We start from the raw sequence: 26,088 nt of genomic DNA on the forward strand, positions 1-26,088 counted from the left end.
GATACGGGTTTTTTGTGCCGATTTGAGCCGCCATGAAGGTAAATTCACCTTGGATCACTGACATGAATATGCGTCATTCTCTGACAGGCGGGTATTGCCGAAACGGGAATAATTGGAACTCATTTCATCAATAGGCGTGAGTGCGAGCGAGTCCCGTTTGGGATGAAGTGCAAGGCGCGACTTTGGGTCAAGACTGGGCGTCTTGACCCAAAGTCGTAACGCAGCAATTCGCCCAAACGGGCCGCTCCCTACGGGTTCTGCTCAGAAAGGGCGCTGGCCGCGTTGCGCTCCTTGCGTGTGGCGCCGCCACACGACGCGTCGCGCGCCTTGCCAGCGCCCTTTCTGAGCAGAACGCATCTCACGCCTATTGATGAAATGAGTTCCAAGATCAGAAAGAGTCGAACTTCGGCAAACCTATGAACTTCGGCAAATCCATGATTAACAACCTTTGGAGGCAAAATATGATGATTCGCCACACACTCTTGGCTGCCGCCGTATTCACCACCGTTCTGGCCGGTTGCAACAAGCGCGACGAAGCGCCGGCTACTCCGCCGCCGGCAAGTTCTCCGGCTGAGCCTGCCGCCCCGCCGGCCACTCCGGCACCGACCGATTCAGGCAATTCGACAGCGATGCCGGCTGCGCCATCGGCGGTACCGCCGGCTGACTCTTCCTCTCCGGCGCCTGCGGCTCCACCTGCTTCCGACAATAGCAGCGCCGGCGGCGAGAAGAAGTAGGCTTTACCGGATCAGCGCCATTACAGAACGGCGGTCGACGCCGCATAGCAAGTCCCTTGCAGTGGGAACAGCACTGCAGACGCCGCAACGGGCATGCCGTTGCGGCGTTTTACATTGGTGAAGAGAAAACCCGGCGCCAGGCCGGAAGCACGCAGCATGGCAAGAGGGCGCGCAGATGCACACCATACTGTCGGGCTTGATGACGGTTTGACCGGTCTGGCGGACGCAAAGGCGTTGATGCATTCGGCAACGTCAAAAATATCCCCGAACTTTTTTTTCAGGCCTCGACTCCTAGAGGTGGTTGAACTGTTCCTTCAACCTCCCTCATGAGAGGGAACTTGCCCGCGGTTTTTTGCTGCGGGCTTTTTTTTGTCGATTCGCATTTTCCCGCAGGCAGGCGAAGCGCAGTCTGCCGCTTCACTTGGAGGCCGTTTTTTTCATGATCGCGATCATCGCGCCGAAAGCCGGTCCCATATTCGCTTCCAGCGTGGGATACATGCGCGAGATGCTGCCGTCGAGATAAAGCGCATCGCTGCATTTGAGCTCGTCGCGCAGGAAGACCGCGAAGTCGTAGAAGCTGATCGGGTTGCGCGCGATGGCCAGCGTCACCATTCCCTCCGCGTCCAGGCACACGGCATTGCGCACGACCGCGTTGGGCGAATTGGGATCGAAGCGCGTGTTGATCTGGCCGGCCACGATCATCAGCGGCCCGGATTGCGTGGCATAGCGGCTCAGTGCGCTCCAGCGCTCGGCCTCGGCTGAGAACTGCGAGGTTTCCACGATGTACGCCTTGTGTTCGCCCAGGATGAATACCCCATTGGGCTGCATATAAAAGTTGCCGTAGGCATTCTGGCGCGTGTTGAGCTTGCGCAGCACGCTGCCGTTCTCGATGTACAGGCCCAGCGGCTGCAACTGCTTATCGTAGATGCCGGCGTTGGTGGCGCACAGCATTTCCTGGTTCTGCGCGCGCAACAGGGTGTCGAGCCGCACGAAGGTGCCCAGCGGCGTGCCGGCATCGTCCTTCCAGTAAGTGCGGATGACATCGGTGCGCGGGTCGGCGCGGCAGGCGCTGATGAAGGTCTGCCGGTATTGGTACTGTTTCAGGTCGGCGGCATGCGCGGGAGCCAGGCCGGAGAAGGCGAGAAACACTGCGCCCAGCAGCGAGGCGAAAGGCTTGCCTTGGCGCGGAGAGGGGCGGCGCAATGTAAAGGGGAAAAAGGGAAAGTGCATCTTGTTCTGCAGGTCTACCGGTTTTGTCCCGTCCTGAGCATTCGTGGAAGGGGCGGGCGCTTATTGTAAATGCCTCTAGAGAGGGTGTACCAGAGGAAAAGTTCTGCATTCGGCAATGTGCGGTGTGGCGGGCGTTTGCGGCGAAGAGGCAACAAGTCGATGGTGCGGTGCGGAGATGGCCGTATTTTTTAAAACGAAATAAATAATGAACAAAACGTGTGAAGAGTCAAATTTAAAGGGGATGAAATGACGGGGTATGCCGATTTCTCAAAAAAAAGTTGTCGTATATGACGGTGGTGTTACACTCTGCCCCCATGCGCCGGCCAGACCCGAAAATAATAAGGGTCAGAGAATCGGCGCCCAATGTGCGCAAGCATTTGCTGCCGCCCCTTGAACCGAAAATACATGGAGGAAACGTCTATGAAATCCGCAAATCGTCTGACCAAGATCGCTCTGGCTGCTTCCACAGTTGCTGCAGTTGCCGCCTTCTCGGGCATCGCCCACGCTGAAACCGTCAAGATCGCGATCGCCGGCCCGATGACCGGCGCCGTCGCCCAGTATGGCGACATGGTCAAGGCCGGCGCACTGACCGCCGTGGAACAGATCAACGCCGCCGGCGGCGCCAATGGCAACAAGTTCGAAGTGGTGCTGATGGACGATGCCTGCGAACCGAAGCAAGCCGTGGCCGTGGCCAACAAGATCGTCAGCCAGGGCATCAAGTATGTCATCGGCCATGTGTGCTCGGGCTCGACCATTCCGGCCTCCGACATCTATGAAAACGAAGGCGTGGTGATGATCACCCCGTCGGCCACCGCGCCGCAGCTGACCGAAGCCAAGCCGCACAAGTACATCTTCCGCACCATCGGCCGCGACGACCAGCAAGGTCCTGCTGCCGCCCGTTACGTGATCGAGAAGCTGAAGCCCAAGAAGGTCGCCGTGCTGCACGACAAGCAGTCCTACGGCCAGGGCGTGGCGACTTCGGTCAAGACCGCGCTGGATGCAGCCAAGGTGCCTGTGGTGCTGTTTGAAGGCATCAACGCCGGCGACAGCGACTACTCTGCCATCGTCACCAAGCTCAAGTCGCAAGGCGTGGACTTCGTCTACTTCGGCGGCTACCACCCGGAAATGGGCCTGATCATGCGCCAGGCGCGCGAACAGGGCGTCAAGGCCGTGTTCATGGGCCCTGAAGGCGTGGGCAACAAGGACATCACCGCCATCGCCGGTCCTGCTTCGGAAGGCATGCTGGTGACCTTGCCGGCCGACTTCGCCGCCGATCCGGCCAACGCTGCACTGGTCAAGGCCTTCAACGCGCAAAAGCGCGACCCGAACGGTCCGTTCCAGATGCCGGCCTACTCGGGCGTGAAGATCATCGCCGACGCCATTGCCGGTTCCAAGTCGACCGATCCGACCAAGGTGGCTGCCTACATCCACGCCAACAGCTTCAAGACCCCGATCGGTACCGTCGAATACGACAAGAAGGGCGACCTGAAGTCGTTCAACTTCGTGGTCTACACCTGGCACAAGGACGCCACCAAGACCGAGGCGAAGTAAGTAGCGCTCTCGTTGGCGCGATCGTCTGACTTGACGTCAACCCGCGAAATGCCCCATTGCTGTATGAATGGGGCATTTCCACATTTAGCCCCTTCCTATGAATGAATTGCTCCCACAACTGACCCAGCAGCTCGTCAACGGGCTTTCCCTGGGCGCGATCTATGCGCTGATCGCCATCGGCTACACGATGGTCTACGGGATCATCGGCATGATCAACTTCGCCCACGGCGAGATCTACATGATCGCGTCCTACGTCGGCCTGGTCACGCTCACTGCCATCGGCGTGCAAAGCGGCTATCCCTTGCCGTTGCTCTTGGGTGGCGCGCTGATCGTGTCGGTGCTGGTCACCGGCTTGTACGGCTGGACCGTCGAACGCGTGGCCTACCGGCCCTTGCGCGGCGGGCCGCGCCTGGTGCCGCTGATCTCGGCCATCGGCATGTCGATCTTCCTGCAGAACTATGTGCAGATCGGCCAGGGCGCGCGCGACATGTCGGTGCCGGTGCTGATCTCCGGCGCCCTCGAGTTCCAGATGGGCAGCGACTTCACCGTTACCGTGCCTTACTCGCGCATGGTCATCGTCGGCGTTACGCTGGTGCTGATGGTGGCCCTGACCCTGTTCATCGCGCGCTCGCGCATGGGCCGCGCCTGCCGCGCCTGCGCCGAGGACATGGGCATGGCCAACCTGCTGGGCATCGACACCAACCGCGTGATCTCCTTCACCTTCGTGCTGGGCGCGATGCTGGCGGCGGTCGGCGGCGTGCTGATCGCGCTGACCATCGGCAAGCTCAATCCCTACATCGGCTTCATCGCCGGCATCAAGGCCTTTACGGCGGCGGTGCTGGGCGGTATCGGCAGCATTCCCGGCGCGATGCTGGGCGGCGTGCTGCTGGGCCTGGCCGAGACTTTTGCTGCGGGTTACCTGCCATCGGAATACAAGGACGTGGTGTCCTTCGGCCTGCTGGTGCTGATCCTCTTGTTCCGTCCCACCGGCCTGCTTGGCAAGCCTAATATCGAGAAAGTCTGAACCATGGACCGTAATCTCCAAGGAGGCATGATGCCTGTCACTTTCAAGAATGCCGTGGCGGCGGCGCTGGTTACCGCCGTATTGACGATCCCGTTGCTGGGCATGCAATTGCGGTTCGAAGGCTATCGCGTGGTGTTGAATACCCATTGGACGCCGGTGCTGGTGGCCATGCTCGCCGTATTCGTGTTCCAGATGATCAAGCCCGCGCTGGTACGCGGCAAGGCCGGCATCAAGTTGCCGGCGCTGCCGCGCCTGCAGCCGCGCAGCCAGCGCATGGCCGTGTCGCTGCTGCTGCTGGTGGCGCTGGTGTGGCCGTTCTTCGGCTCGCGCGGCTATGTCGACGTGATGACGCTGGCGCTGATCTATGTGGTGCTGGGGCTGGGTTTGAATATCGTGGTCGGTTTCGCCGGCCTGCTGGACCTGGGGTACGTCGGTTTTTATGCGGTCGGCGCGTATACCTACGCACTGCTGAACCAGTATTTCGGTTTGACCTTCTGGGAGTGCGTGCCGCTGGCTGCCGCCGCTTCGGCGACGTTCGGTTTCTTGCTCGGTTTCCCGGTGCTGCGCCTGCGCGGCGACTACCTGGCCATCGTGACGCTGGGCTTCGGTGAAATCATCCGCCTGCTGTTGAATAACATGACCGGCCTGACCGGCGGTCCGGATGGCGTCTCCGGCATCCCCAAGCCGACCGTGTTCGGCATCGAGATGGCGCGCAGCGCCAGCGTCGAGGGGGGCACGACCTTCCATGAGCTGCTGGGGCTGACCTATCAGGGAAGCCACATGGTGATCTTCCTGTACTTCCTGGCGCTGCTGATGGTGCTGTTTACCTACTTCGTCACCAGCCGCCTGCTGCGCATGCCGATGGGCCGTGCCTGGGAAGCGTTGCGCGAAGATGAAATCGCCTGCCGCTCGCTGGGCATCAACCCGACCAAGGTCAAGCTCTCGGCCTTCACGCTGGGTGCGGCCTTCGCCGGCCTGGCCGGTTCCTTCTTCGCGGCGCGCCAGGGCCTGGTGACGCCGGAGTCCTTCACCTTCATCGAGTCGGCGCTGATCCTGGCCATCGTGGTGCTGGGCGGCATGGGCTCGCAACTGGGCGTAATCCTGGCCGCCATCCTGCTGACCGTGCTGCCGGAACTGGCGCGCAGCTTCGCCGAATACCGCATGCTGATCTTCGGCCTGGTGATGGTGCTGATGATGATGTGGCGTCCGCAAGGACTGCTCCCCGCAACCCGTCCGCATGTGGAGCTGCCGCAATGACCGCCATGAATTCGCAAGCAAAGGCGCTGCTGGAAGTCTCCAGCCTGTCGATGCGCTTCGGCGGCCTGCTGGCCGTGGATGGCGTGTCGCTGTCGGTGATGGACAAGGAAGTCTTCGCCATCATCGGCCCCAACGGCGCCGGCAAGACCACCGTCTTCAACTGCATCAGCGGTTTCTACCAGCCAAGCTCGGGCGACATCAGCCTGGACGGCACGTCGATCGCCCGCCAGCCCAGCCACCAGGTGGCGCAGCAGGGGCTGGTGCGTACCTTCCAGAACATCCGCCTGTTCAAATCGATGACGGTGGTGGAAAACCTGCTGGTGGCGCAACACCATCAGGTCAACACCAACCTGCTGTGGGGCTTGCTGAAGACCCCGGCTTACCGCAAATCGGAGAAGGAAGCGCTGCAGCGGGCGGCTTACTGGCTCGACCAGCTGGGCCTGACCGCACTGGCCAATCGCGAGGCCGGGACCTTGTCCTACGGCTTGCAGCGGCGCGTCGAAATCGCCCGTTGCATGATCACTCGCCCGCGCCTGTTGCTGCTGGATGAGCCGGCCGCCGGCCTCAACCCGCACGAGAAGCAGGAGCTGAGCGAACTGATCGACCGCCTGCGCCGCGAGCATGGCGTGGCGGTGCTGCTGATCGAACACGACATGAGCCTGATCATGGGCATTTCCGACCGTATCCTGGTGATGGAACACGGCAAGCCCATCGTCACCGGCACGCCGGCGCAGGTGCGCAGCGACGAGCGCGTGATCAAGGCTTACCTGGGAGAAGAATGATGCTGCAGTTTGAACAGGTGCATACGCACTACGGCGCCATCGAAGCGCTGCACGGCGTGTCGCTGAAGGTTGACAAGGGGGAGATCGTCACCCTGATCGGCGCCAACGGCGCCGGCAAGACCACCCTCCTGATGACGCTGTGCGGCCGCCCGCGCGCCTCCAGCGGCCGCATCGTTTTCGAAGGGCAGGACATCACGCAGCTGCCCACGCACGAGATCATGCGCCTGGGGATGGCGATCTCGCCGGAAGGGCGCCGCGTGTTTCCCAGCCTGACGGTGCTGGAGAACCTCAAGATGGGCGCATTCTTCGCTAAGGACCAGGAGATCGAAGAGGGCATCGCCTATGTCTTCGGCCTGTTCCCGCGCCTGAAGGAGCGGGCCGCCCAGCGCGCCGGCACCATGTCCGGCGGCGAGCAGCAGATGCTGGCGATCGGCCGCGCGCTGATGAGCAAGCCGCGCTTGCTGCTGTTGGACGAGCCCACGCTGGGCCTGGCGCCGCTGGTGATTGCGCAGATCTTCGAGATCATCCGCACCATCCGCGAAAGCGGAGTGACGGTATTCCTGGTCGAGCAGAATGCCAACAAGGCGCTGGGTGTGGCCGACCGCGGCTATGTGCTGGAGAACGGCCATGTGGTACTGGCCGACACCGGCGCCAACCTGCTGGCCAACAGCGATGTCCGCAAGGCGTATCTGGGGCATGGCTGAACCGTCGCAGGCCCGTCGATTGCCGCCATGAAAAAAGCGCATCTCGGATGCGCTTTTTTCATGTGGCATGGCGTTAGCCGCGCCTGTGCTCAGGCATCGTGCACCGCGTCTTGCAACAAGGCCGTCTGGGCAGCGGCTTCGTCGAACACTTCGGGCAGGGGATTGCGGTAGGCCTGTGGCGTCGCCCCCAGTTGTATCGACAGCTCCTGCGCCAGCGCCAGCAGCTTGCCGCGCAGCGACTCGCTGGCGACAGGGTCGAAGCGCAGCGAGAGGCCGAAGATGGTCATCGCCCCCACCAGCGCATTGCCTGCGCCGAATACCGGCACCGACATGGAAGAGGAGAGCGGATTGTTGATGCCCACCGAGACGCACACATAACGTCCTCCCGAACGCGCCGCGTTGCCTGGCACCGAGAAAAAGCGCAGCACCTGTGCGCTGGAGGTCTGGTCGATGGCAAACAGCGAGCCGGCCTTGACGGTCGCTTTCACCGATTCCGGCGATTCCGCCGCATACATGCACAGTCGTTGGTTTTGCTGGCGAATATAGAAAGCGGTGCTTTCGCCGGTCTCGCGCACCAGCTTATCCAGCGCAGGGACGATGAAGTCGGCGTAATTGAAGCTCGCCTCAAAGGCTTTGCCCAACTGGTAGGCGCGCGGGCCCAACTGGTAGGAGCTGTCGGCGCGCTGCACCACATAGCCTTCTTTGATAAAGGACATCATGTAGCGGTGGATCACGCTCTTGAAGAGGCCGGTGTGCTGCTCCAGTTCGGTCAGCCCCAACGGGCCGGACACGTCGACGAACGCGCTCAGGATAGCCAGGCTGCGCTCCGCCCCGAGGACGGTACGGTCGGGCCCGGTATCTTTTTCCTTCTTTGTTGTTGTCTCTTTCTCTTTTTTCATAAAACGATTTCAAATTCAGGAATTCGGCGAGAGTAACACCTTTTTCAGGGGTGGTGCATTGCACCAAAAAATAACCTCCGGCGCGATTTTCTGCACTGCCAATGGGATTGCCCTGTGCTTTGCAACGGATTTTGCACTGCATCGAAGCATTTTCTAAGTGCATGAAAAATAAAGGGAAATTATGCTTGTTTAAAAATCATAATGAAATTATGATTTATTTCAGGGTATGTTGCTTGTTCAATCTGGGAAAGGAAAGAAAATGTTTTTGGGGTTTATCAGGAAGACTCATCTTGGGATGGCGGCTGCGGTCGTTTCGCTGGCTTTTTCCACTGCGGCGCATGCTGACCGGCTGGCCGACATTAAAGCGCGCGGTTCGTTGATCTGTGCCACCTTGACCAGCAGCGAACCGCTTGGTTATCCCGATCCTCAGACCCGCCAGGTCGTCGGTTTCGACGTCGACATGTGCGGCGCCGTGGCCAAGCAGCTTGGCGTGAAGCTGGAGCACAAGGGCGTGTCGGTCGAAGCGCGCATTCCCGAACTGACGCTGGGCCGTGTCGACCTGGTCGTCGCCGCGCTCGGTTATACCAAGGAGCGTGCGCAGCAGATCGATTTCACCTCTGCACACTATCAGACGCCCATCAAGCTGATCGCCCACAGCGGCGCAGGCTACAACAAGATAGAAGACCTGGCCGACAAGCGCATCAGCGCCAACAAGGGCTCCACGCCTGAACTGTATGCCCGCCGCATGTTCCCCAAGGCGACCATCCTGACCTTCCAGGACACGCCCGCGGCCTTCCTGGCGCTGGCGCAGAATAAGGTGCAGGGCTTGGCATTGTCGCAGCCGTCCGGTATCCGTTTCGTCAACGAATCCGATGGCAAGTACAAATTCCTCGAAGGCGCCCTGGCTTGGGAACCTACCGCGATGGGTGTGAAAAAGGGCGAGCCGGCGTTGCTGGCTGCAGTCAACGATGCCCTCGACAAGCTGGAAAAGTCGGGCGAGACCGATGTGCTGTGGACCAAGTGGTTTGGCCCGCAGACCAAGTTCAACATCCCGCGCGAGAAGAAGCTGACACCGATCTCAAGCTTCCAGTAAGCAAGACCGTTCAGGGATACCGGCATCGCCGGTATCCCTGGCATTGGCCTGGCGGCGGTGTGATCGCCAGGCCGATGCGGCCGATCCCAATGGCGATGCGGTGATAGCATACCGGGCTTGGAACAAATTTACCCCCATCCACGGGGAGCCGCGCCAGGCGCGGTTTTCATGAAAATGCCAGTACACACAGAAACCAGAAACGGCGCGCAGCCAGACGCCGACGGCTTGCCTGCCGAGCAGCGTATCCTCGCCATCGCCACGGTGGTGCTGGCGGTGACCATCGCGGTGATGGACGGCTCCATCGCCAACCTCGCGCTACCCTCCATTGCACAGGATCTCAAGGCCACCGAGGCCGATGCGATCTGGATCATCAACAGTTACCAGATCGCCATGGCGGTGTTCCTGCTGCCGTTGGCTTCGCTGGGCGAGGTGGTCGGCTATCGCCGGGTCTACCTCACGGGATTGGTGCTGTTCACTATTTCTTCATTGGCCTGCGCGCTCAGCGGCGACATGCTGCAACTGAGCCTGGCGCGCGTGCTGCAAGGCATTGGCGCAGCCGGCATCCTGAGTGTGAACACGGCACTGATCCGTTTCATCTATCCCAGCCGGCTGCTGGGCCGCGCCATTGGCTATAACGCGCTGGTGGCAGGCACGTCGACGGCACTGGGGCCGACCGTGGCTGGCGCCATTCTGCATTTCGCCTCCTGGCACTGGCTGTTCCTGATCAACATTCCACTGGGACTACTCTCGCTGGCCATCGGCTGGAAGGCGCTGCCGTTCAACCCGTTGTCGAACCGCAAGTTCGATATGCCCAGCGCGCTGGTATGCATGCTGTTCGTGGGGTTCCTGCTGTACACGGTGGATGCGATCGGCCATGTGCAGGGATGGGAGGCGGTACTCGCCTGCGCCCTGTTGACCGTGGCCAGCCTGGCGGTGCTGCTGAAGGTGCAGTCGGCCAGTGCGCCCATGCTGCCGCTGGACTTGCTGCGTATTCCGTTGTTCGCACTGTCGATCGGCACATCGTTCTGTTCGTTTGCTGCGCAGATGGCGACCTTCGTAATGCTGCCTTTCATGCTGCAGAACCATCTGGGCATGAGCGCCGCCCGCGCCGGGCTGCTGCTGACTGCGTGGCCGATTGCGGTGGCGCTGACCGGGGCGGTGGCGGGCAAGCTGTCCGACCGCATGTCGGCGGGGCTGCTGGGCGGCATCGGCCTGGCGATCATGTGCGCCGGTTTGCTGGCGTTGCTGACGATCGGGCCCGGCACCGCCGATCTCACCATCGCGGTATTGTTTGCCGTCTGCGGTCTTGGCTTCGGCTTGTTCCAGTCGCCCAATAACCGTACGCTGATCAGCTCGGCGCCGCGTTCGCGTACCGGCGGCGCCAGCGGCATGCTGGGTACCGCGCGCCTGACCGGCCAGACTGCCGGTGCATCGGTGGTGGCGATGATGCTGACATTGTTCTCGTCACCCTACGCCTTGGTGTTGTGGTGCGCGGCAGGGCTGGCAGGCGCAGCATGCGTGGTCAGCCTGTCGCGGCTGCGTTATCAACCTGACTGAGCACCGTCACTGAGACGCTGAAGGGGAAATAAAAAAGCGATCCATATGCGGATCGCTTTTTTGCATGCGAGGGGAGGGCTGCTTGATCTCAGCCCGCGGCGAAGTGGCTGCAACTGCGCACGTGGGCCGTGTGGGCGGCAACTGACAAGGCCATGCTCAGGTAGTTTTCGGCGCGGTGGCGGTTGCGCGTATCCTGCTGCTCAAGCAGGAAGATCTGCTGGTACAGGTTGCGGATCTGCTGTTGCAGGATGTTGTGCTGCTGCTTGCCGTCTTTGTTGGCGGGGAAGCGGCTTAGCGATTGCGCCTGCTGTTGCAGGATGACGATGCGGCTGCTCAACTGTGCGACCAGTTCGGACGTACCGTTGTCAAACGCGTCGGCCAGCGGAGTGCTGCATGCCGCTTCGGCTTCTTCGCATTCGGAAATGATTGCCATGAAAGCTCCAGCCCCAAGGAGGCGCAGGTTGTGATGAAGTATGGATTCTTTTACGGCAGCATCTGAAATTCCTTGAGGCAAAGCAAGAAAACTCCTGATGGCATGAAAAAGGGCGCAGGCCGGTTCCTCGGCCTGCGCCCTTTGCCGGGCTGTTTCGAGACGGGATGCGTCCCGATTGGGGCGTCTTAGATTACCCCGCGGCGCATCTGGTCAAGCTCGATCGATTCGAACAAGGCCTTGAAGTTGCCTTCGCCGAAACCGTCGTTGCCCTTGCGCTGGATGATTTCATAGAACACCGGGCCGATCACGTTCTGCGTAAAGATCTGCAAAAGCAGGCCCTGGCCGGCGGTAGGGGCGCCGTCGATCAGGATCTTCAATTCGCGCAGCGCGTCCAGGTCTTCGCCATGGCCTGGAATGCGGCGCTCCACCAGGTCGTAATAAGTGCTGATGGTGTCCTGCAGCGGCACGCCCCGGCCGCGCAGGTTGCGCACGGTCTGGTAGATGTCGTCGGTGCCCAGCGCAATGTGCTGGATGCCTTCGCCGTTGTACTGCTTGATGAATTCCTCGATCTGCGACTTGTCGTCGGCACTCTCGTTGATGGGGATGCGGATCTTGCCGCAGGGGCTGGTCATGGCGCGCGACTTCAGGCCGGTCAGCTTGCCTTCGATATCGAAGTACTTGATCTCGCGGAAGTTGAACAGGCGGGTGTAGAACGACGACCAGGTATCCATCGCGCCACGCACCACATTGTGGGTGAGGTGGTCGATATAGGTCAGGCCCACGCCCTTGGGATTGTGGTCGACGCCGGGCAGGAACTGGAAATCGACGTCATAGATCGAGCCGTTGTCGCCGTAGCGGTCCACCAGATAAAGCAAGGAGCCGCCGATGCCGCGGATGGCAGGGATGTTCAGTTCCATCGGGCCCAGCTTGGCTTCTACGCCTTCGGCGCCCAGTTCCAGCGCGCGTTTGTAGACGAAGGCAGCATCCTTGACGCGAAACGCCATGGCATTGACCGAGGCGCCATGCACCTGCGCAAAGGCGGCGGCGTTGCTGCCGGGTTCGGCATTGAGGATGAAATTGATTTGCCCCTGGCGATACAGGGTGACGTTCTTGGAGCGATGGCGCGCCACCGCAACGAAGCCCATCAGTTCCAGCACGGCGGCGATAGCGCTCGTATCGGCCGCGGCGTATTCGACGAACTCGAAACCGTCGGTGCCCATGGGGTTATCGAACAGGTCCTGCGATTTGGCTGCGGGGGTGAAATTGGTGTCTGCGTGGCCCATGAGTTGTCTCCTCGTGTTGTGGGGAATCGGGCCGCCGCTTCCCGGATCGCGGGGCGCCATGCTTGCCGTTTTGGCATGGATTGGCGGATGCGGCAGGCCGATTCTCTGTGTTTCAAAGGGAGAGCTGCGATATTGCCAGCCCATGGGAGGAGTTTATTGTGCCGTTGATGCAATATGTGATTGTTTTTTGCGTAATGTGGTCGATAATACGCACAAATAATTCTTAAATTTGGATTTTGGAGATAAAAATGAGCATCATCAATGTCGACCGCTTCGACCTCGCCCTGCTGACCGAGTTGCAGCGCGACGGACATATCACCAACAGCGCCCTGGGGCAGAAGGTGCATCTGTCCACGTCCCAGATCAGCCGTCGCGTACAGCGGCTGGAAGAGGCCCACGTGATCGAGCGCTACACCGCCGTGCTCGATGCCGCCGTGGTCGGCCTGGGAGTGACCGCCTTTACCACCGTCACGCTGGACCGCCAGGGCGAAACCCGCGGCGAGTTGTTTGAAAAGTCGGTGGAGGCCATGCCGGAAGTGACCGAATGTTTTTCCATCACTGGCGAAGCCGATTATATCCTGCGTATCGTGGCGCCCGACCTGGCGAGCTTTTCCGAGTTCATGATGACCCAGTTGCTGCGCTTGCCGGGGGTGACCAATGTGAAGTCCAATATCACCCTCAAGAAGGTCAAGCAATCGCACGAGCTCCCGCTGGAACATGTGATGCAGCCGGTGAAGTCGCGCCAGCGCATCCGGTTTTCGCAGTAATTGACGACGGCCGTTACCTTCGCGCGAATTTGAAAGCAAGCGCCGGAGTGCGGCATGCTCCCGCGGTTCGTAGACTGCAGGCATTAGAACCTGTTCACGATCAAAGGAGCGCATCATGCATACCATGGCTACCCAATCTCTCCGCCGCAGCGCCAAGGCCGTCCCGTCGACACCGGACGTGGCGGCGGCACCTGCCTACGCCGGCGACGAAGCGCGCTGGCAAGCCGTGCAGCGCCGCGACAAGGCTGCCGATGGCCATTTTTATTATTCGGTGCGCAGCACCGGCGTCTATTGCAAGCCTTCGTGCGCGGCGCGTCCGGCCTTGCGCAAGAATGTCGCTTTCCATGACAGTTGCGCGGCGGCCGAGGCGGCCGGTTTTCGCGCCTGCAAGCGCTGCAAGCCCGACCAGCCGCCGCTGGAGGAACGCCAGGCGCAGGCGGTGGAGCAGGCTTGCCGCATGATCGAGCAGGCCGATGCGCCGCTTGCGCTGGAAGCGCTGGCCGATGCGGTGGGCCTGAGCCGCTATCACTTCCATCGCCTGTTCAAGGCGCACACCGGCGTCACGCCCAAGGCCTATGCCGACGGCCAGCGCGCCGAGCGCATGCGCAGCCGCTTGCCGGGCAGCGCCAGCGTGACCGAAGCGATGTACGACGCCGGCTTCAATTCCAGCGGCCGTTTCTACGAACAGACCGGCGAGCAGCTGGGCATGAAGCCCAGCGCCTATCGCCAGGGCGGCAGCGGCGAATCCATCCGATTCGCGGTGGCGCAATGCTGGCTGGGCGCGTTGCTGGTGGCGGCTACCGCCAAGGGCATTTGCGCGGTCACGCTGGGCGACGACCCGGATGCGCTGGTAAAGGAACTGCAAGACCGTTTCCCCAATGCGGAGCTGGTAGGCGGCGATGTCGAATTCGAGCAGATGCTGGCGCAAGTGCTGGCTTTCATCGAGGCGCCGGAGCGCGGGCTGGAGCTGCCGCTGGATGTGCGCGGCACGGCGTTCCAGCAGCGCGTGTGGCAAGCGCTGCGCGGCATCCCGCCCGGCGTCACCCTGAGCTATTCCGCGTTGGCCGAGCGCATCGGCAGCCCGGCCGCGGTGCGTGCCGTGGCCAGCGCCTGCGCCAACAACAGCATCGCCTTGCTGATCCCGTGCCACCGCATCGTGCGGCTTGATGGCTCGCCCTCGGGCTACCGCTGGGGCGTGGAGCGCAAGCAGGCTTTGCTGGATAAGGAACGCGTCGCCAAGCCATGACCTTCGACCTGTTTGCCGATCTTCCCGCGCCGCCCTCCCGTGAGCCCATCACGGAAGGCGCGGTGCTGCTACGCGGGTTCGCGTCCGGCGAGGTGCGCGAACTGATGCAAGCCATCGACGCGGTCATCGCCCTGGCGCCGCTGCGTCACATGCAGACGCCCGGTGGCTTTCGCATGTCGGTGGCGATGAGCAATTGCGGGCAATATGGCTGGGTGACGGACCGCCGCGGTTATCGTTACCAGCATGAGGACCCGCTCTCAGGCCATCCCTGGCCCGGGATGCCGGCCGCATTTACGCAACTGGCCGCGCGCGCGGCGCAGGAAGCCGGTTTCGCCAACTTTACGCCGGACGCCTGCCTGGTCAACCGTTACGAACCCGGCGCGCGCATGTCGCTGCACCAGGACAAGAACGAACTCGACATGGCCCAGCCCATCGTCTCGGTGTCGCTCGGGCTGCCGGCTACCTTCATGTTCGGCGGCATGGAGCGCTCCGAGCGTCCGCGCCGCATGCGGCTGGAGAGCGGCGATGTCGTCGTGTGGGGCGGCCCGGCGCGGCTGCTGTTTCATGGCGTCGACATCCTGGCCGAGGGCGAGCATCCGTTGACGGGCCGCTGCCGCTACAACCTCACATTCCGGTGCGCGCGCTAGCGCAGGTACCGGGCTGCCGGCGCCCAAAAAACGGCGTCAAAAGACAAGTTGCGCCGACAGGCATAAAATTACGGCTTTCCTCCGATCCGAGGCCCAAGCAGCTTAGAACCTGTTCAATGATTGAACAGGTTCTTAGGACGGAGTCATCCCACCTTGCAGGAAAATAAATAATGACTATGGAGACAGCACTCGACAACGTGCCGGACAATCCGCCGGCCATGCCGCCCGCATCGGCCCCGCAGCCGGCCGAGAAGACCGGGTTCCGCGTACTGGGCGCGATCAGTTTTTCGCATTTCCTGAACGACATGATCCAGTCGCTGCTGCTGGCGATCTATCCGCTGTTGAAGGGCAATTTCCATCTCAGCTTCGCCCAGATCGGCCTGATCACGCTGACCTTCCAAGTGACCGCCTCGCTGCTGCAGCCGCTGGTCGGCCTGTACACCGACAAGCATCCGAAGCCGTATTCGCTGGCCATCGGCATGGGCTCCACACTGTGCGGCTTGCTGCTGCTGTCGGTGGCGCCCAATTTCGGCGTGCTGCTGGTGGCGGCGGCGCTGGTGGGCACCGGTTCTTCCGTGTTCCACCCGGAAGCTTCGCGCGTGGCGCGCATGGCGTCCGGCGGACGGCATGGCCTGGCGCAATCGCTGTTCCAGGTGGGCGGTAACGCCGGCAGCGCCATGGGGCCATTGCTGGCGGCGTGGATCATCATTCCCGGCGGCCAGGCCAGCATCGCCTGGTTTTCGATCGCGGCGCTGGTGGCGATCGTCGTGCTGCGCCAGATCGGCCATTGGTACGCGCGCCAGCAAAGCGCCGCCAAGGGCAAGGCGAAAAAGAAGGGGCCAGCCTACGTTGCGCTGCCCAAGCGCAAGGTGACGCAGGCGGTGGGCATCCTGCTGCTGCTGATCTTTTCCAAGTACTTCTACATGGCCAGCCTGTCGAGCTACTTCACCTTCTACCTGATCAGCAAGTTCCAGCTGTCGGTACAGGATGCGCAGATTCACCTGTTCGCTTTCCTGTTTGCGGTGGCGGTCGGCACCGTGGCCGGCGGCCCCATCGGCGACCGCATCGGCCGCAAGGCGGTGATCTGGACATCGATTCTCGGCGTGGCGCCGTTCACGCTGATGCTGCCGTACGCAAACCTGTTCTGGACCGGAATACTGTCGGTGATCATCGGCCTGATCCTGGCCTCGGCATTCTCGGCCATCCTGGTGTTCGCGCAAGAACTGATGCCCGGCAAGATCGGCACGGTCTCGGGGCTGTTCTTCGGCTTCGCATTCGGCATGGGCGGCATCGGCGCGGCGTTGCTGGGCAAGCTGGCCGACCTGACCGATATCTATTTCGTCTATCAGGTGTGCGCATTCCTGCCGCTGATCGGCTTGCTGGCGGCATTCTTGCCCAAGATGCAAAAGGTGGAGGCTGAACCTGCCGCAGCCTGATGCCGGTGGCGCGACGCCAAGATCCGGCGTCGTGCAGTAGCTTGAAGAAGACGAGCGGTGTAAAAATCAGGCATGCGAGCGTCGCACGGCCGGGCGAGGGGAGGCATGATGCTTCCTTTCCCCGGCCGTGCTGTTTTTGGGCTTAACGGTCTGCACGGGCTGCTTGCGGCGGCTGTCGTGGCCGGCTGCGCCTTCGTTGGCTTCGCATGGCCGCTGTTGCAGCAGCGCCAGCACGGCCGCTTCTTCCTGCGTGAGCGAATGCAGTTCTTCCGCCGGTTCGTTTGGTACGCGTTGTTCCAGCAGCTCGGCGAAGCTGCCGTCCAGATAGCTTTCCAGCACCACCGGGTGGACATAGCATTTGCGGCAGACGGAGGGCGTGTTGCCCAGTTTTTGAGCCACGCGTTCGATTGCGCGCGCCATGTTTGCCTTGGCCTGCGCCAGCGAATCGGCATGCCCGGATGCCTGCAGCGCCAGCATCGCCAATACGGTACCGGCCCAGGTGCGGAAGTCCCTGGCGCTGAAATCTTCGCCGCTCACCTCGCGCAGATAGGCGTTGATGTCGCCTGAACCGATGCTGCGCGTATTGCCCTCGTTATCCTTGTACTGAAACAGCTCTTGCCCGGGCAGGTCGTGCATCTTGCGGACGAGGCGCGCCACATAAGGGTCGTGCAGCTTGATGTCGTGCAGTACGCCGCCCTTTCCGCGGAAGCGGAACAGCACGTCGCTGCCATCCAGGCGCACATGGCGGTTACGCAGCGTGGTGAGTCCGAAGGATTTGCTGCCCTGCGCGTATTCGTCGTTCCCCACCCGCATCAGCGTCGCTTGCAGCAAGTACACGATGGAAGCCACTACCTTTTCGCGATGCAGGCCGGAGCGGTGCAAGTCCTCATGCACCGCACGCCGTATTGCCGGCAACGCCTGTGCGAAGTCCACCATGCGTTCGTATTTGGCATCGTCGCGCACCAGCCGCCACTGCGGATGGTAGCGGTATTGCTTGCGGCCGCGATCATCGCGTCCGGTGGCCAGGATATGGCCGTTGGCACAGGGGCTGATCCACACTTCCTCCCACGCTGGCGGAATGGCCAGTGCCTGCAGGCGCGCCACTTCTTCCTTGTCGGAGATCAGGTGGCCATCGGGGGTGTGGTAGGCAAATCCCTTGCCGTGGCGGGTACGGGTGATGCCCGGCATTTCATCATTCATATAGCGCAGGTCATTCTGGTGGGCGATACCTGCGGCTTGTTCCTGGCAACTGCCGCGCTCATTGGCGGAATGTCCTGAGTTCATCGGTTCCCTTGTGTGAATCACGCCGCCGGCAGGGGCGGAAATTCGCTTCGCGGCCTGCCGTATCGGCGGAGTCCATTATTGATGGAACACGACGCATCAGGCAGTCAGCCACGCAGTGGAATGCATGTGGGATTTTTCCTACGCGCCGATTTCCGGGAATGCCGATAGGCGGACAAGATGAACGTCAGCGCGCACATGCAGGCATATGTGCCGATGAAGTGCGTTGATGAAGGGAGATGCAAAAGGAAAAAAGGCCGGAATGCGAAGCACTCCGGCCAACCGTTCTGCGAGGGAAGCAGAAGAGATGAAACTTTGCGGTAGTGCCGTTCAGGCTCCGGCCAAACGCGGTGTGTGGCCGTGGCTTGCGCCGCCCATGTAGCGCGCCACCGAGAGATCATCGGAAGCGATGGCCGGGCGGCGGCCCGACATCAGGTCAGACAGCAGTTGGCCGGAGCCGCACGACATGGTCCAGCCCAGCGTGCCGTGGCCGGTATTGATGTACAGGTTCGATACCGGTGTGGCGCCGACTACCGGCGTGCCGTCCGGCGTCATCGGGCGCAGGCCGGTCCAGAAGCTGGCTTTTGCGGTGTCGCCGGCGCCCGGGAACAGGTCGTTGACCACCAGCTCCAGCGTGGCCCGGCGCTTGGCGCTCAGGGTCTTGTCGTAGCCCACGATCTCCGCCATGCCGCCCACGCGGATACGGTCGTCGAAACGGGTGACGGCGATCTTGTAGGTTTCATCCAGGATGGTGGAAACCGGTGCGGCAGCGGCATCGACGATCGGTACGGTGATCGAGTAGCCCTTGAGCGGATAGACCGGGATATCAGGCAATGCAGGCACGTCGCGCAGCAGTTGCGGCGAGTAGGAGCCGAGCGCCACCACGTAGGCATCGGCCTGCACCAGTTCCTTGCCGCATACCACGCCAGCGATCTTGCCGCCGGCCATGGCCAGCGCGTCGATGGAAACGCCGTAGCGGAATTTCACGCCCAGTTCTTGCGCCATCGCCGCCAGGCGGGTGGTGAACAGTTGGCAGTCGCCGGTTTCGTCGTTGGGCAGGCGCAGGCCGCCGGCCAATTTGCCGCGTACCTTGGCCAGCGCCGGCTCGGCGCGTTCAAGCTGATCGGAGGAGAGCAGTTCATACGGCACGTCGGCTTCTTTCAGCACGGCGATGTCCTTGGCGGCGCCGTCCAATTGCTCCTGCGTGCGGAACAATTGCAGCGTGCCTTGCTGGCGGCCTTCATAAGGGATGCCGGTATCGGCGCGCAGGTCGCGGAAGCAGTCGCGGCTGTATTCGGCCAGGCGCACCATGCGTTCCTTGTTGACCGCGTAGCTGGCGGCATTGCAGTTGCGCAGCATCTGCCACATCCAGCGCAGCTGGCGCAGCGTGCCGTCCGGGCGGATGGCCAGCGGGGCGTGTTCCTGGAACATCCACTTGATGGCTTTGAGCGGAATGCCGGGCGCAGCCCAGGGCGAGGCGTAGCCGGGCGAGATCTGGCCGGCGTTGCCGAACGAGGTTTCCAGGGCCGCGCCGTCCTGGCGCTCCAGCACGGTAACTTCATGGCCGGCACGGGCCAGATACCAGGCGCTGGTGACGCCAATGACACCGCTTCCAAGAATGACGACACGCATGGCAACCCCCGCTGAATGTGAATGTGCTGAAGAACAGTTTGTTGAGTAGAGTATTCCGCTATCATATTGATGAATATGTAGTGGTTGTTTCTATATTTATTTGTATATTCGAGAATAAATAGTGAAAAATGACCATTAACGAGAAAACCGGCGAGAAAAATCATGAGAACCCAGCAGCAATCGATCCGCACCCTCGACAAGCTCGACCATCGCATCCTCGCCGCCCTCCAGAAAGACGGGCGCATTTCCATGAAAGAGCTGGGCGAGCTGGTCGGCTTGTCGGTCACGCCCTGCATCGAACGGGTGCGCCGCATGGAACGCGACGGCGTGATCACCGGCTACTACGCGCGCGTCAATCCCGAGTCGCTGGGGGCGACCTTGCTGGTGTTCGTTGAAATCACCCTGAACCACAAGTCGGGCAACATGTTCGAGCAGTTCCGGCGCGAAGTGCTGCGCATTCCCGAGGTGCAGGAGTGCCATCTGGTATCAGGCGATTTCGATTACCTGATCAAGGCGCGCATCCGCGGCATGGCCGAATACCGCAAGCTGCTGGGCGATATCCTGCTGCAGTTGCCGGGTGCGGCGCAGTCCAAGAGCTATGTGGTGATGGAAGAGATCAAGGAAACCCTCGCGCTGCCGGTCGACGACTGAGCAGGAGAGGGGACAGGCCCTAGTGCTCGCATCGACCATGGCGGCCGATCATTTTTCCTGCGCTTGATCGCTCGCAATGCCGGTTTTCAGGGTCAGCAGACGCTTGCCCTTTTCTACGCCTTGCATATCCATATAGCGTTTTTCCGCCATTTGTTTCATGCGCTCGATATCGTCGGTGGCCTGTTGTTCCGATCTGGCGGCATAAGCCTTGTAATTCCTCTCGGCCTTGGCGACAGATGAGGTCTTCAGCACGCGTTGAAAGGTCTTTTGCTGAAACAGAACCACGTAATAAGTCAGGGTATCGGGATTGAGCAACAGGCTCGCGCCGTATTGGCCATTGTAAGTAGAGCGCAATTCCAGCAAGGCCGGATTGGCGACCAGCGATTGCAGTTCGCTGATGTTTGTCGTCGTTGTCGCACTGGCCGGATTTTCCGTGACGGCAGGTTTCCTGGTCTTGGCGAGCGCCCAGGGCGTGGCCAGCAGGGAGCAAAGCACGATGGCCAATGCGATGGCGGAGCGGCAAGTAGGCATGTACATCTCCTTTGTGATGGTTTGGGTTTGAACCAGCGTACGCGTCATCAATCGATTTCTTCCGCCGTGGCCTGGTTGCCATCGATGATCTGGAACTTGCGCATTTTTTCCCACAAGACCTTGCGGCTGATGTTCAGGTAATTTGCCGTGTCCTGGCGGCGCCAGTTATGCGCGTCAAGCGCTTCGATGATTCTCGTCCGGTCGGCGTTGTCCCATTTCTTTTTATCTCTGGGGTTATCGCTATTGTCGGCTTCGATCCGGCTGTGGCGCAGCAAGTCGAACACGCGGTTGATGGCTTCCCTGTTCCAGTCGCCGAACTGGCGGTGGATGATCGTGACGCGCTCGGCGATGTTGCGCAACTCGCGCACATTGCCTTGGAATTGCGTTTGTGCGACCTGTTGCTGCAGCCATTCCGGGATTGCCGGCGGCGGTTCCCGGTCCGGTTTGTCACCGCCGAGTATGCGTCCGACGATGGCGCTGAAGATGGCCAGCTTATCGACAGCGCCGCGTTCTTCTATCGTAGGGACGTGCAGCTCGATCACCGCCATCCGGTAGTACAGGTCGGAACGGAACATCTCCAGCCGCACCAGTTCACGCAGGTTGCGGTTGGTGGCGGCGACCAGGCGGAAATCGATATTGGTTTCGACGGTGGTGCCCAGGCGCGTCACCTTGTTCTGCTCCAGCACGCGCAACAGCTTGACTTGCTGATACAGCGGGAGGTCGCCGATCTCGTCGAGAAAAAGCGTCCCCTTGTCGGCCTGTTCGAAGTAGCCTTTGTGTGCCAGCATGGCGCCGGTGAAGGCGCCCTTGGCGTGGCCGAAGAAATGCGACTCGAACAAGCCGTCCGGAATCGCGCCGCAGTTGACGGCGACAAAAGGACCTTGTCCATAGCGGCTGTGATTGTCGTGCAGCAGCCGGGCGATGCGCTCCTTGCCGACCCCGGTTTCGCCGGTGACCAAGACATTCGAATCGCAATCGGCAAAGACCTCCGCCTCTTTCAGCAAGGCTTGCATGATGGCCGATTCTGCGATCAGCGGATCGTGCGGTTGTACATCGACGGCGTGACTGTGCATTTCCCCCGCCAGGCCGAATACCAGGCGGCGCAATTCGGAGCAGGTGAAGTCGAGCATCAGGATGTGCGAATACTCCGGCGGATAAACCCGCGAATCGTAGGCGCGCGGCGCTTCCGCCACCCAGATGACCGGCATGCCATGGGTTTTTTGCCATTCGTCGGCGTTGAAGCCGAAACGGTCGATCACGGTGACCGAGATCACGGCCAGGGAAGGCGTCTGCGCAACCTGTTCCTGCGTCAAATCGGTATTGTCGGCCCGGATCACATCGATTTCAAAACTGGCAAGGCAGCGCACGATGCGGTCGAAAATATCGGATTTGCCCTCCCATACGTAGACATCGATGTTTTCCTTGAGTGTTTTGTTCTTCATCGTACTTCCTTCAACAGTCGGATGCGGCGCCGGCCTTATTGCGCCGATATGCCGGACGTCTTTTGCCGTGCCTTGAATTCGCTTTGCCGTTGCGCAAGCAGTTCGCGGATTTCGACCAGGCGGGTATGCAGGTTGAACGCCAGAATCCACAGTTCGTTGATCAGGCGCCACAGCACCAGCACCAGCAAGGTTGCGCCGATCGACAGCGCCGCGCGCATGACGCCGTTCTCCGGCAAGGTGAAGGCGGTAAACAGGCTGCCGATACCGGCGCTGATGATGATCACCAGACCCACGCCGTAGGTCAGCCTGATCAGCAGCGGCGTGACCAGATGCTCGAAATTGACATGGCTGCGCACGCCATTCAAAAATCCTGTTTTCTTCATGATCCAGAACCCATCAGTGTTAATAAACCAGTTTGACATTTGATCCTCCGCCGCAGTTGAGATCGATTAAGGTCACGTCCACCAGACCGATATTGATGCCCAGCAGACTGTTCAGCAGGCTCGCCAGGGTGCTGCCCAGGCTATTGAGGACCGGTGTCAGCAGGCTTTGCACCAGGCCGAGCAGGGTCAGCAGCACATTGCTGACCGTATTGCCGCCGCTGCTCTGGCTGCCGCTTAATTGGTTGGCCAGCGTGCATTGGTTGTAATTGCCGCTCAAAAGACAACCGACGTTGCCCAGCAGGTTGCCCAGCAGATTGAGAACGCTGGTCAGCAAGCCGCCGACCAGATTGCCGACACTGTTGAGCAGGCTGATCACGCCGGCGCCCAGGGAGTTGGTCAGCAACTGATTGACGCTGGTGCCCAGGCTATTGACAAAGGCGGTGAGTGAAGTCAGGGAAGTGTCCAGTGTCTGGACCGCCGTATTCAGCACATTGCCGGTCGCGCTCAGCAGCGTCGACGCCAGCGAATTGTTGGTGACGTTGCCTTGCCCTTGATTGAGCAACTGGCCCAGCACGGTTGCCACCACTGCCTGCAGGAGATTGCTGACGGTGGTGCCAAGCTGCAGGCTGTTGTTGCCGACGGTTTGCGTCTGTCCTTTGCTCAGCGTCACGCTGCCGGTATTGTTCAGGCCGGTAATGGCGAAGCTGGTATTGAGGCTGAGTACGTTGCCGAGGATATTGACCAGCGGAGCAGGTGTCAGAGCTGTGTCGCAAGCGCCTTGCGTTGAAAAGATCGCACCCGAATTGACGTTTCCGACGCAGACCTTGAGTATCGGCGCCGATACCGCGATGGTGGCGGTGTCGTTGCCATTGCTGTCCTTGGCGGTGCACATGTTTGTAATCGTGCCCTGGCCATTGACGACATCGATGGCGATGGGCAGGTTCACGCTGAGCAATCCCGCCGTCAGCCCGTTGGCCGTCACCTTGCTGTATACCCGGACCTGCGAGGTATAGGCCGTCGTGCCGACGCCGCCGATGCCGATCGACGGCGGTTCGACGATGCCGACCTGCAACTGGGTTTGGACGACGCCAGGGACGTTGATAGTGAGCGGCAGCGCGGCAAAATTATGGCTGTTGGCCACACCGATGGCGGTGGTCAGCAATTGCAGCGCGTTGATGCTGAGCTGCAGCGCGGATGCGCCGTTGGCCGCATCCGCCAGTACAAACAGGCCACCGCGGCCGGTGCTGTCGGAGATGATCTTGACCAACTGGCCGCCCGCAGCCTGCAAGCCGAGTGCGCTCAACAGGTTTTGCTGGCCGAGGACGGTCGACATTGCCCCCAGCAAGGCTTCCAGGGTACAACTGCCGTTGCTGCAACCGGCGGTGTTGAGCAGAACAGCCTGCTTGATCGTGGCGACATCGGCCGTCAGCGGAATCTGAAAGCCGAGCGCATTGAGCAGGCCGCTGGGCGTCACCGACACATTGGCCAGGCCGTTGTAGGAGACCAGCCCGGTGCCGTTGATGTTCACGCCCAGGGCGGTGAGCAGGCCTGGCACCACGCCATTATTGATTTGTATTAGCTGGGAGCCGACGGAAAAGACCGCGATCGGCGCCGACGCCGTGGCGATGGCCGTCGCTCTGATCTGCTGTGTGCCCCAGGGGCCGAAGAAGTTGCGGACCGAACGCTGTAGCACCACGTTGACCGCGGTCGGCTGCGGCTGTCCCGAAGGCGCAATCCCCCCCGGATACGCCAGGTAGTTCGGCGAGGCGGGGATGGCAACCGGGTCCCAGTTGCCGCAAGTGACGGTCAATGTTCCGGTAAAGCCCTGGGCAACTTGTGCGTTGGCGCTGGCGACCTGGAATACCGTAGCGCATTGGTCATTCGTCAAGGCATTCGATCTGGGCAGTTGCTGCGCGCCGGCAATGGCGGCCAGATCCGCGATTTTTTGCAGATCCCGTTTCTGGAAAAACAGATAGCCGATATCGATCGAGGCCAGCAGGATGATCATGACCGAAATGAAAATGGCCGTCATCACGACAATCGAGCCGTTCTGGCGATGACGCGCCGCCGCCGTGCATTGCCGCACCGGCATGCCGGGAGCTGATGAACACGAGGGCGCGGGTGTGGTCATGGCGATCTCACTGGCCGCTGCCGATTTTCTGGATCTTGTTGCCGTAGGACTCAGGGATCGGGTATTTGTAGCTGTTCAGATAGCGTTGCCAGCTAAGTTCCGCCGCCGGGCCCAGCGTCGGCAGGGTGGGAGCCGCCTGGCTGCCATCCGCCTGCATTTGCAGCATGGCATTCGTGGCGTCGCCTATCTGCGCCGGCGGTTTCTGGCTTGCGGGTATTTCTGCTGTGGGCGGTTTGTTGTTGAGCGCTTCAGGATCACGCGATTGCGCGATCGCCGCCGGCATGACGCCAGACGAGAGTGCGACCAATCCACAGAACACGAATCTGCCTGTACGGCGTGGCCTGTTTGCTGACATGATGCCCCTTTCGGTGTGCAATGATTCAACGTATTACGCCTTGTCCATCCGCTCGATTTGTTCATCTTGCTGGTGCTGCCGTGTTCACTCCGCTGTCTTCATGCCCGATCAATCGCTGCGGCGAAACCGCTCCAGCATCGACTGCATGAAGCCGACGCTGTTGTAGTCGGGCGCTGTTATGGTTCTGGTGATGGCTGCCGTGCTGATTGGCGCGATCGGCATGATTGCCGTCGTTGCGGTGACGGTTTCTGCGGTTGCGACAGCGACTGCTTTCGCCGGCGCCGCCTTGCCTTGCGCCGGCAGCGGAACCGGCTGTCCGCTGATCTCCCTGGCCTGGCGGAAGATTTCGGCGCGCGCATCGGGCGGAATCTCGGCCCGCTTCATCAAGCCATCGGCTTTCGCGGTCTCGTCCGTCAGCAGCAAGAACAAGGCCAGGTTGCTGAGGATCTTGCGATTGTCCGGATCCAGTTCGGCGGCCTGCATCAGCGGCAGCCGCGCAGCGCGACGGTCGTCGCCATGCAGCAGGGCATAACCCAGGTCGCTCAGCACCGTCGCATTGACGGGGGAGAGCTGATTGGCTTTCCTGAAGTCCACGGCAGCGGCAGCGTAGTCGCCGCGTTGCGCCGCCAGCAAGCCAAGCCCGTGCCAGGCGGCAGTCGCTTCCGGACCTGACAGCAATTGCTTGTATTGCACTTCGGCGGCAGCCGTTTCGCCGGTCAGCCGCAATGCATCGGCGCGCATGCGCTGTACTTCGGGCGAGCTGCCGTAAGCGTTCTGGTAAGCGTCGAGATGGGCCAGCGAGGCAAAGTACAGGGAGCGCGCCTGCATTTTCCGGATCATCTCAAGATAGACCTGCTTGTTGTCCAGGCTGGGCTTTTCTTCTTCCGCCTGCTGCCGCTGCAAGGCGGCCTCGTTCTGCGCCGCATAACCGCCGGCCGAGTTGTTGAACGAGGAGCATGCGCCCAGCGCCGCCAGCAGCGGAACCAGGCATACGGCCGGAAACCGCCGGCGGATATTCTTTTCGGCAATGTCGATCATG

General features: G+C 61.3%; 25 protein-coding genes. 13 read left to right on the forward strand and 12 right to left on the reverse strand.

What is annotated here, in order from left to right; translation table 11 throughout:
• Positions 1–461 precede the first annotated feature (461 nt).
• Positions 462–734 (forward strand): hypothetical protein, encoded by a 273-nt coding sequence (locus tag AKL28_RS23835; protein ID WP_082221388.1) that lies wholly within the window; start codon positions 462–464, stop codon positions 732–734.
• Positions 735–1,151: 417 nt separating this feature from the next.
• On the opposite strand, the gene AKL28_RS05985 is transcribed toward AKL28_RS23835, so the two are convergent.
• The gene (locus AKL28_RS05985) at positions 1,152–1,964 is read right to left on the reverse strand and encodes a phosphodiester glycosidase family protein (RefSeq protein WP_082221379.1); all 813 of its coding nucleotides are present in this window, start codon (positions 1,962–1,964) and stop codon (positions 1,152–1,154) included.
• Between the two features lie 420 nt (positions 1,965–2,384).
• On the opposite strand from AKL28_RS05985, the gene AKL28_RS05990 reads away from it, so the two are divergent.
• The 5 genes from AKL28_RS05990 (at position 2,385) to AKL28_RS06010 (ending at position 7,282) form a co-directional block, all read left to right on the forward strand.
• Entirely contained in the window at positions 2,385–3,515 is a 1,131-nt protein-coding gene (locus tag AKL28_RS05990; RefSeq protein WP_050467179.1) for a branched-chain amino acid ABC transporter substrate-binding protein, read from the forward strand.
• A gap of 97 nt (positions 3,516–3,612) precedes the next feature.
• The gene (gene livH / locus AKL28_RS05995; protein WP_050467180.1) at positions 3,613–4,539 is read left to right on the forward strand and encodes a high-affinity branched-chain amino acid ABC transporter permease LivH; all 927 of its coding nucleotides are present in this window, start codon (positions 3,613–3,615) and stop codon (positions 4,537–4,539) included.
• 30 nt (positions 4,540–4,569) lie between these two features.
• Positions 4,570–5,796: a high-affinity branched-chain amino acid ABC transporter permease LivM gene (locus tag AKL28_RS06000; RefSeq protein ID WP_050467255.1), complete on the forward strand. Its 1,227-nt coding sequence runs from the start codon at positions 4,570–4,572 to the stop codon at positions 5,794–5,796.
• A gap of 5 nt (positions 5,797–5,801) precedes the next feature.
• Positions 5,802–6,578 carry a high-affinity branched-chain amino acid ABC transporter ATP-binding protein LivG gene (livG, locus tag AKL28_RS06005; RefSeq protein ID WP_050467256.1) on the forward strand — a complete coding sequence of 259 codons (777 nt, stop codon included), beginning with the start codon at positions 5,802–5,804 and terminating at the stop codon, positions 6,576–6,578.
• Entirely contained in the window at positions 6,578–7,282 is a 705-nt protein-coding gene (locus tag AKL28_RS06010; RefSeq protein WP_050467257.1) for an ABC transporter ATP-binding protein, read from the forward strand. The genes livG and AKL28_RS06010 overlap by 1 nt, the downstream gene beginning before the upstream one ends.
• A gap of 89 nt (positions 7,283–7,371) precedes the next feature.
• Here the strand turns inward: AKL28_RS06010 and AKL28_RS06015 are convergent, their stop codons facing one another.
• Positions 7,372–8,181 (reverse strand): IclR family transcriptional regulator, encoded by an 810-nt coding sequence (locus AKL28_RS06015; protein ID WP_050467181.1) that lies wholly within the window; start codon positions 8,179–8,181, stop codon positions 7,372–7,374.
• A gap of 259 nt (positions 8,182–8,440) precedes the next feature.
• Here AKL28_RS06015 and AKL28_RS06020 point away from each other — a divergent pair, with 259 nt between their 5' ends.
• Both AKL28_RS06020 and AKL28_RS06025 read left to right on the forward strand, forming a co-directional pair.
• Complete coding sequence (locus AKL28_RS06020; RefSeq protein WP_050467182.1) at positions 8,441–9,274, forward strand: ABC transporter substrate-binding protein; 834 nt, start codon at positions 8,441–8,443, stop codon at positions 9,272–9,274.
• A 168-nt stretch (positions 9,275–9,442) separates the two neighbouring features.
• A complete protein-coding gene (locus AKL28_RS06025) occupies positions 9,443–10,831 on the forward strand; it encodes an MFS transporter (protein ID WP_231602352.1) in 1,389 nt (462 codons plus the stop codon).
• A gap of 88 nt (positions 10,832–10,919) precedes the next feature.
• Here AKL28_RS06025 and AKL28_RS06030 read toward each other — a convergent pair whose 3' ends face one another.
• Positions 10,920–11,264 (reverse strand): FlxA-like family protein, encoded by a 345-nt coding sequence (locus AKL28_RS06030; RefSeq protein WP_050467184.1) that lies wholly within the window; start codon positions 11,262–11,264, stop codon positions 10,920–10,922.
• A gap of 185 nt (positions 11,265–11,449) precedes the next feature.
• Complete coding sequence (gene hppD, locus AKL28_RS06035) at positions 11,450–12,547, reverse strand: 4-hydroxyphenylpyruvate dioxygenase (RefSeq protein ID WP_050467185.1); 1,098 nt, start codon at positions 12,545–12,547, stop codon at positions 11,450–11,452.
• Positions 12,548–12,795: 248 nt separating this feature from the next.
• Here hppD and AKL28_RS06040 point away from each other — a divergent pair, with 248 nt between their 5' ends.
• The 4 genes from AKL28_RS06040 to AKL28_RS06055 all read left to right on the forward strand — a co-directional run bounded on the left by AKL28_RS06040 (position 12,796) and on the right by AKL28_RS06055 (position 16,643).
• Positions 12,796–13,314 carry an Lrp/AsnC family transcriptional regulator gene (locus AKL28_RS06040; protein WP_050467186.1) on the forward strand — a complete coding sequence of 173 codons (519 nt, stop codon included), beginning with the start codon at positions 12,796–12,798 and terminating at the stop codon, positions 13,312–13,314.
• A gap of 124 nt (positions 13,315–13,438) precedes the next feature.
• Positions 13,439–14,560: a bifunctional DNA-binding transcriptional regulator/O6-methylguanine-DNA methyltransferase Ada gene (ada, locus tag AKL28_RS06045; RefSeq protein WP_050467258.1), complete on the forward strand. Its 1,122-nt coding sequence runs from the start codon at positions 13,439–13,441 to the stop codon at positions 14,558–14,560.
• Positions 14,557–15,207, forward strand: coding sequence for a DNA oxidative demethylase AlkB (alkB, locus tag AKL28_RS06050; protein WP_050467187.1), 651 nt, complete (start codon positions 14,557–14,559; stop codon positions 15,205–15,207). The genes ada and alkB overlap by 4 nt, the downstream gene beginning before the upstream one ends.
• 176 nt (positions 15,208–15,383) lie before the next feature.
• Complete coding sequence (locus AKL28_RS06055) at positions 15,384–16,643, forward strand: MFS transporter (protein ID WP_050467188.1); 1,260 nt, start codon at positions 15,384–15,386, stop codon at positions 16,641–16,643.
• A 66-nt stretch (positions 16,644–16,709) separates the two neighbouring features.
• Here the strand turns inward: AKL28_RS06055 and AKL28_RS06060 are convergent, their stop codons facing one another.
• On the reverse strand, positions 16,710–17,927 hold the full coding sequence (locus AKL28_RS06060; RefSeq protein WP_050467189.1) for a DNA topoisomerase IB: 1,218 nt from the start codon (positions 17,925–17,927) through the stop codon (positions 16,710–16,712).
• A 327-nt stretch (positions 17,928–18,254) separates the two neighbouring features.
• Complete coding sequence (locus tag AKL28_RS06065; protein WP_050467190.1) at positions 18,255–19,556, reverse strand: D-amino acid dehydrogenase; 1,302 nt, start codon at positions 19,554–19,556, stop codon at positions 18,255–18,257.
• A gap of 162 nt (positions 19,557–19,718) precedes the next feature.
• Between AKL28_RS06065 and AKL28_RS06070 the strand changes: the two genes are divergently transcribed.
• Positions 19,719–20,207 carry an Lrp/AsnC ligand binding domain-containing protein gene (locus AKL28_RS06070; protein ID WP_050467191.1) on the forward strand — a complete coding sequence of 163 codons (489 nt, stop codon included), beginning with the start codon at positions 19,719–19,721 and terminating at the stop codon, positions 20,205–20,207.
• 48 nt (positions 20,208–20,255) lie between these two features.
• Here AKL28_RS06070 and AKL28_RS06075 read toward each other — a convergent pair whose 3' ends face one another.
• From AKL28_RS06075 to AKL28_RS06100, 6 genes are all read right to left on the reverse strand, one after another.
• A complete protein-coding gene (locus tag AKL28_RS06075; protein WP_050467192.1) occupies positions 20,256–20,786 on the reverse strand; it encodes a DUF2968 domain-containing protein in 531 nt (176 codons plus the stop codon).
• Positions 20,786–22,180, reverse strand: a complete 1,395-nt coding sequence (locus AKL28_RS06080; protein ID WP_050467193.1) for a sigma 54-interacting transcriptional regulator — start codon at positions 22,178–22,180, stop codon at positions 20,786–20,788. Before AKL28_RS06080 ends, AKL28_RS06075 begins: the two co-directional genes overlap by 1 nt.
• A gap of 35 nt (positions 22,181–22,215) precedes the next feature.
• Positions 22,216–22,563 (reverse strand): DUF4282 domain-containing protein, encoded by a 348-nt coding sequence (locus tag AKL28_RS06085; protein WP_169801821.1) that lies wholly within the window; start codon positions 22,561–22,563, stop codon positions 22,216–22,218.
• A gap of 19 nt (positions 22,564–22,582) precedes the next feature.
• Positions 22,583–24,694 carry a pilus assembly protein TadG-related protein gene (locus AKL28_RS06090; protein WP_082221381.1) on the reverse strand — a complete coding sequence of 704 codons (2,112 nt, stop codon included), beginning with the start codon at positions 24,692–24,694 and terminating at the stop codon, positions 22,583–22,585.
• Between the two features lie 7 nt (positions 24,695–24,701).
• Positions 24,702–24,977 (reverse strand): DUF3613 domain-containing protein, encoded by a 276-nt coding sequence (locus AKL28_RS06095; RefSeq protein ID WP_050467196.1) that lies wholly within the window; start codon positions 24,975–24,977, stop codon positions 24,702–24,704.
• A gap of 180 nt (positions 24,978–25,157) precedes the next feature.
• Positions 25,158–26,087: a tetratricopeptide repeat protein gene (locus tag AKL28_RS06100; RefSeq protein ID WP_156226246.1), complete on the reverse strand. Its 930-nt coding sequence runs from the start codon at positions 26,085–26,087 to the stop codon at positions 25,158–25,160.
• Position 26,088 lies beyond the last annotated feature (1 nt).

Origin of the sequence: Herbaspirillum chlorophenolicum, assembly GCF_001189955.1 — a bacterium.
GTDB lineage: Bacteria > Pseudomonadota > Gammaproteobacteria > Burkholderiales > Burkholderiaceae_D > Herbaspirillum > Herbaspirillum chlorophenolicum.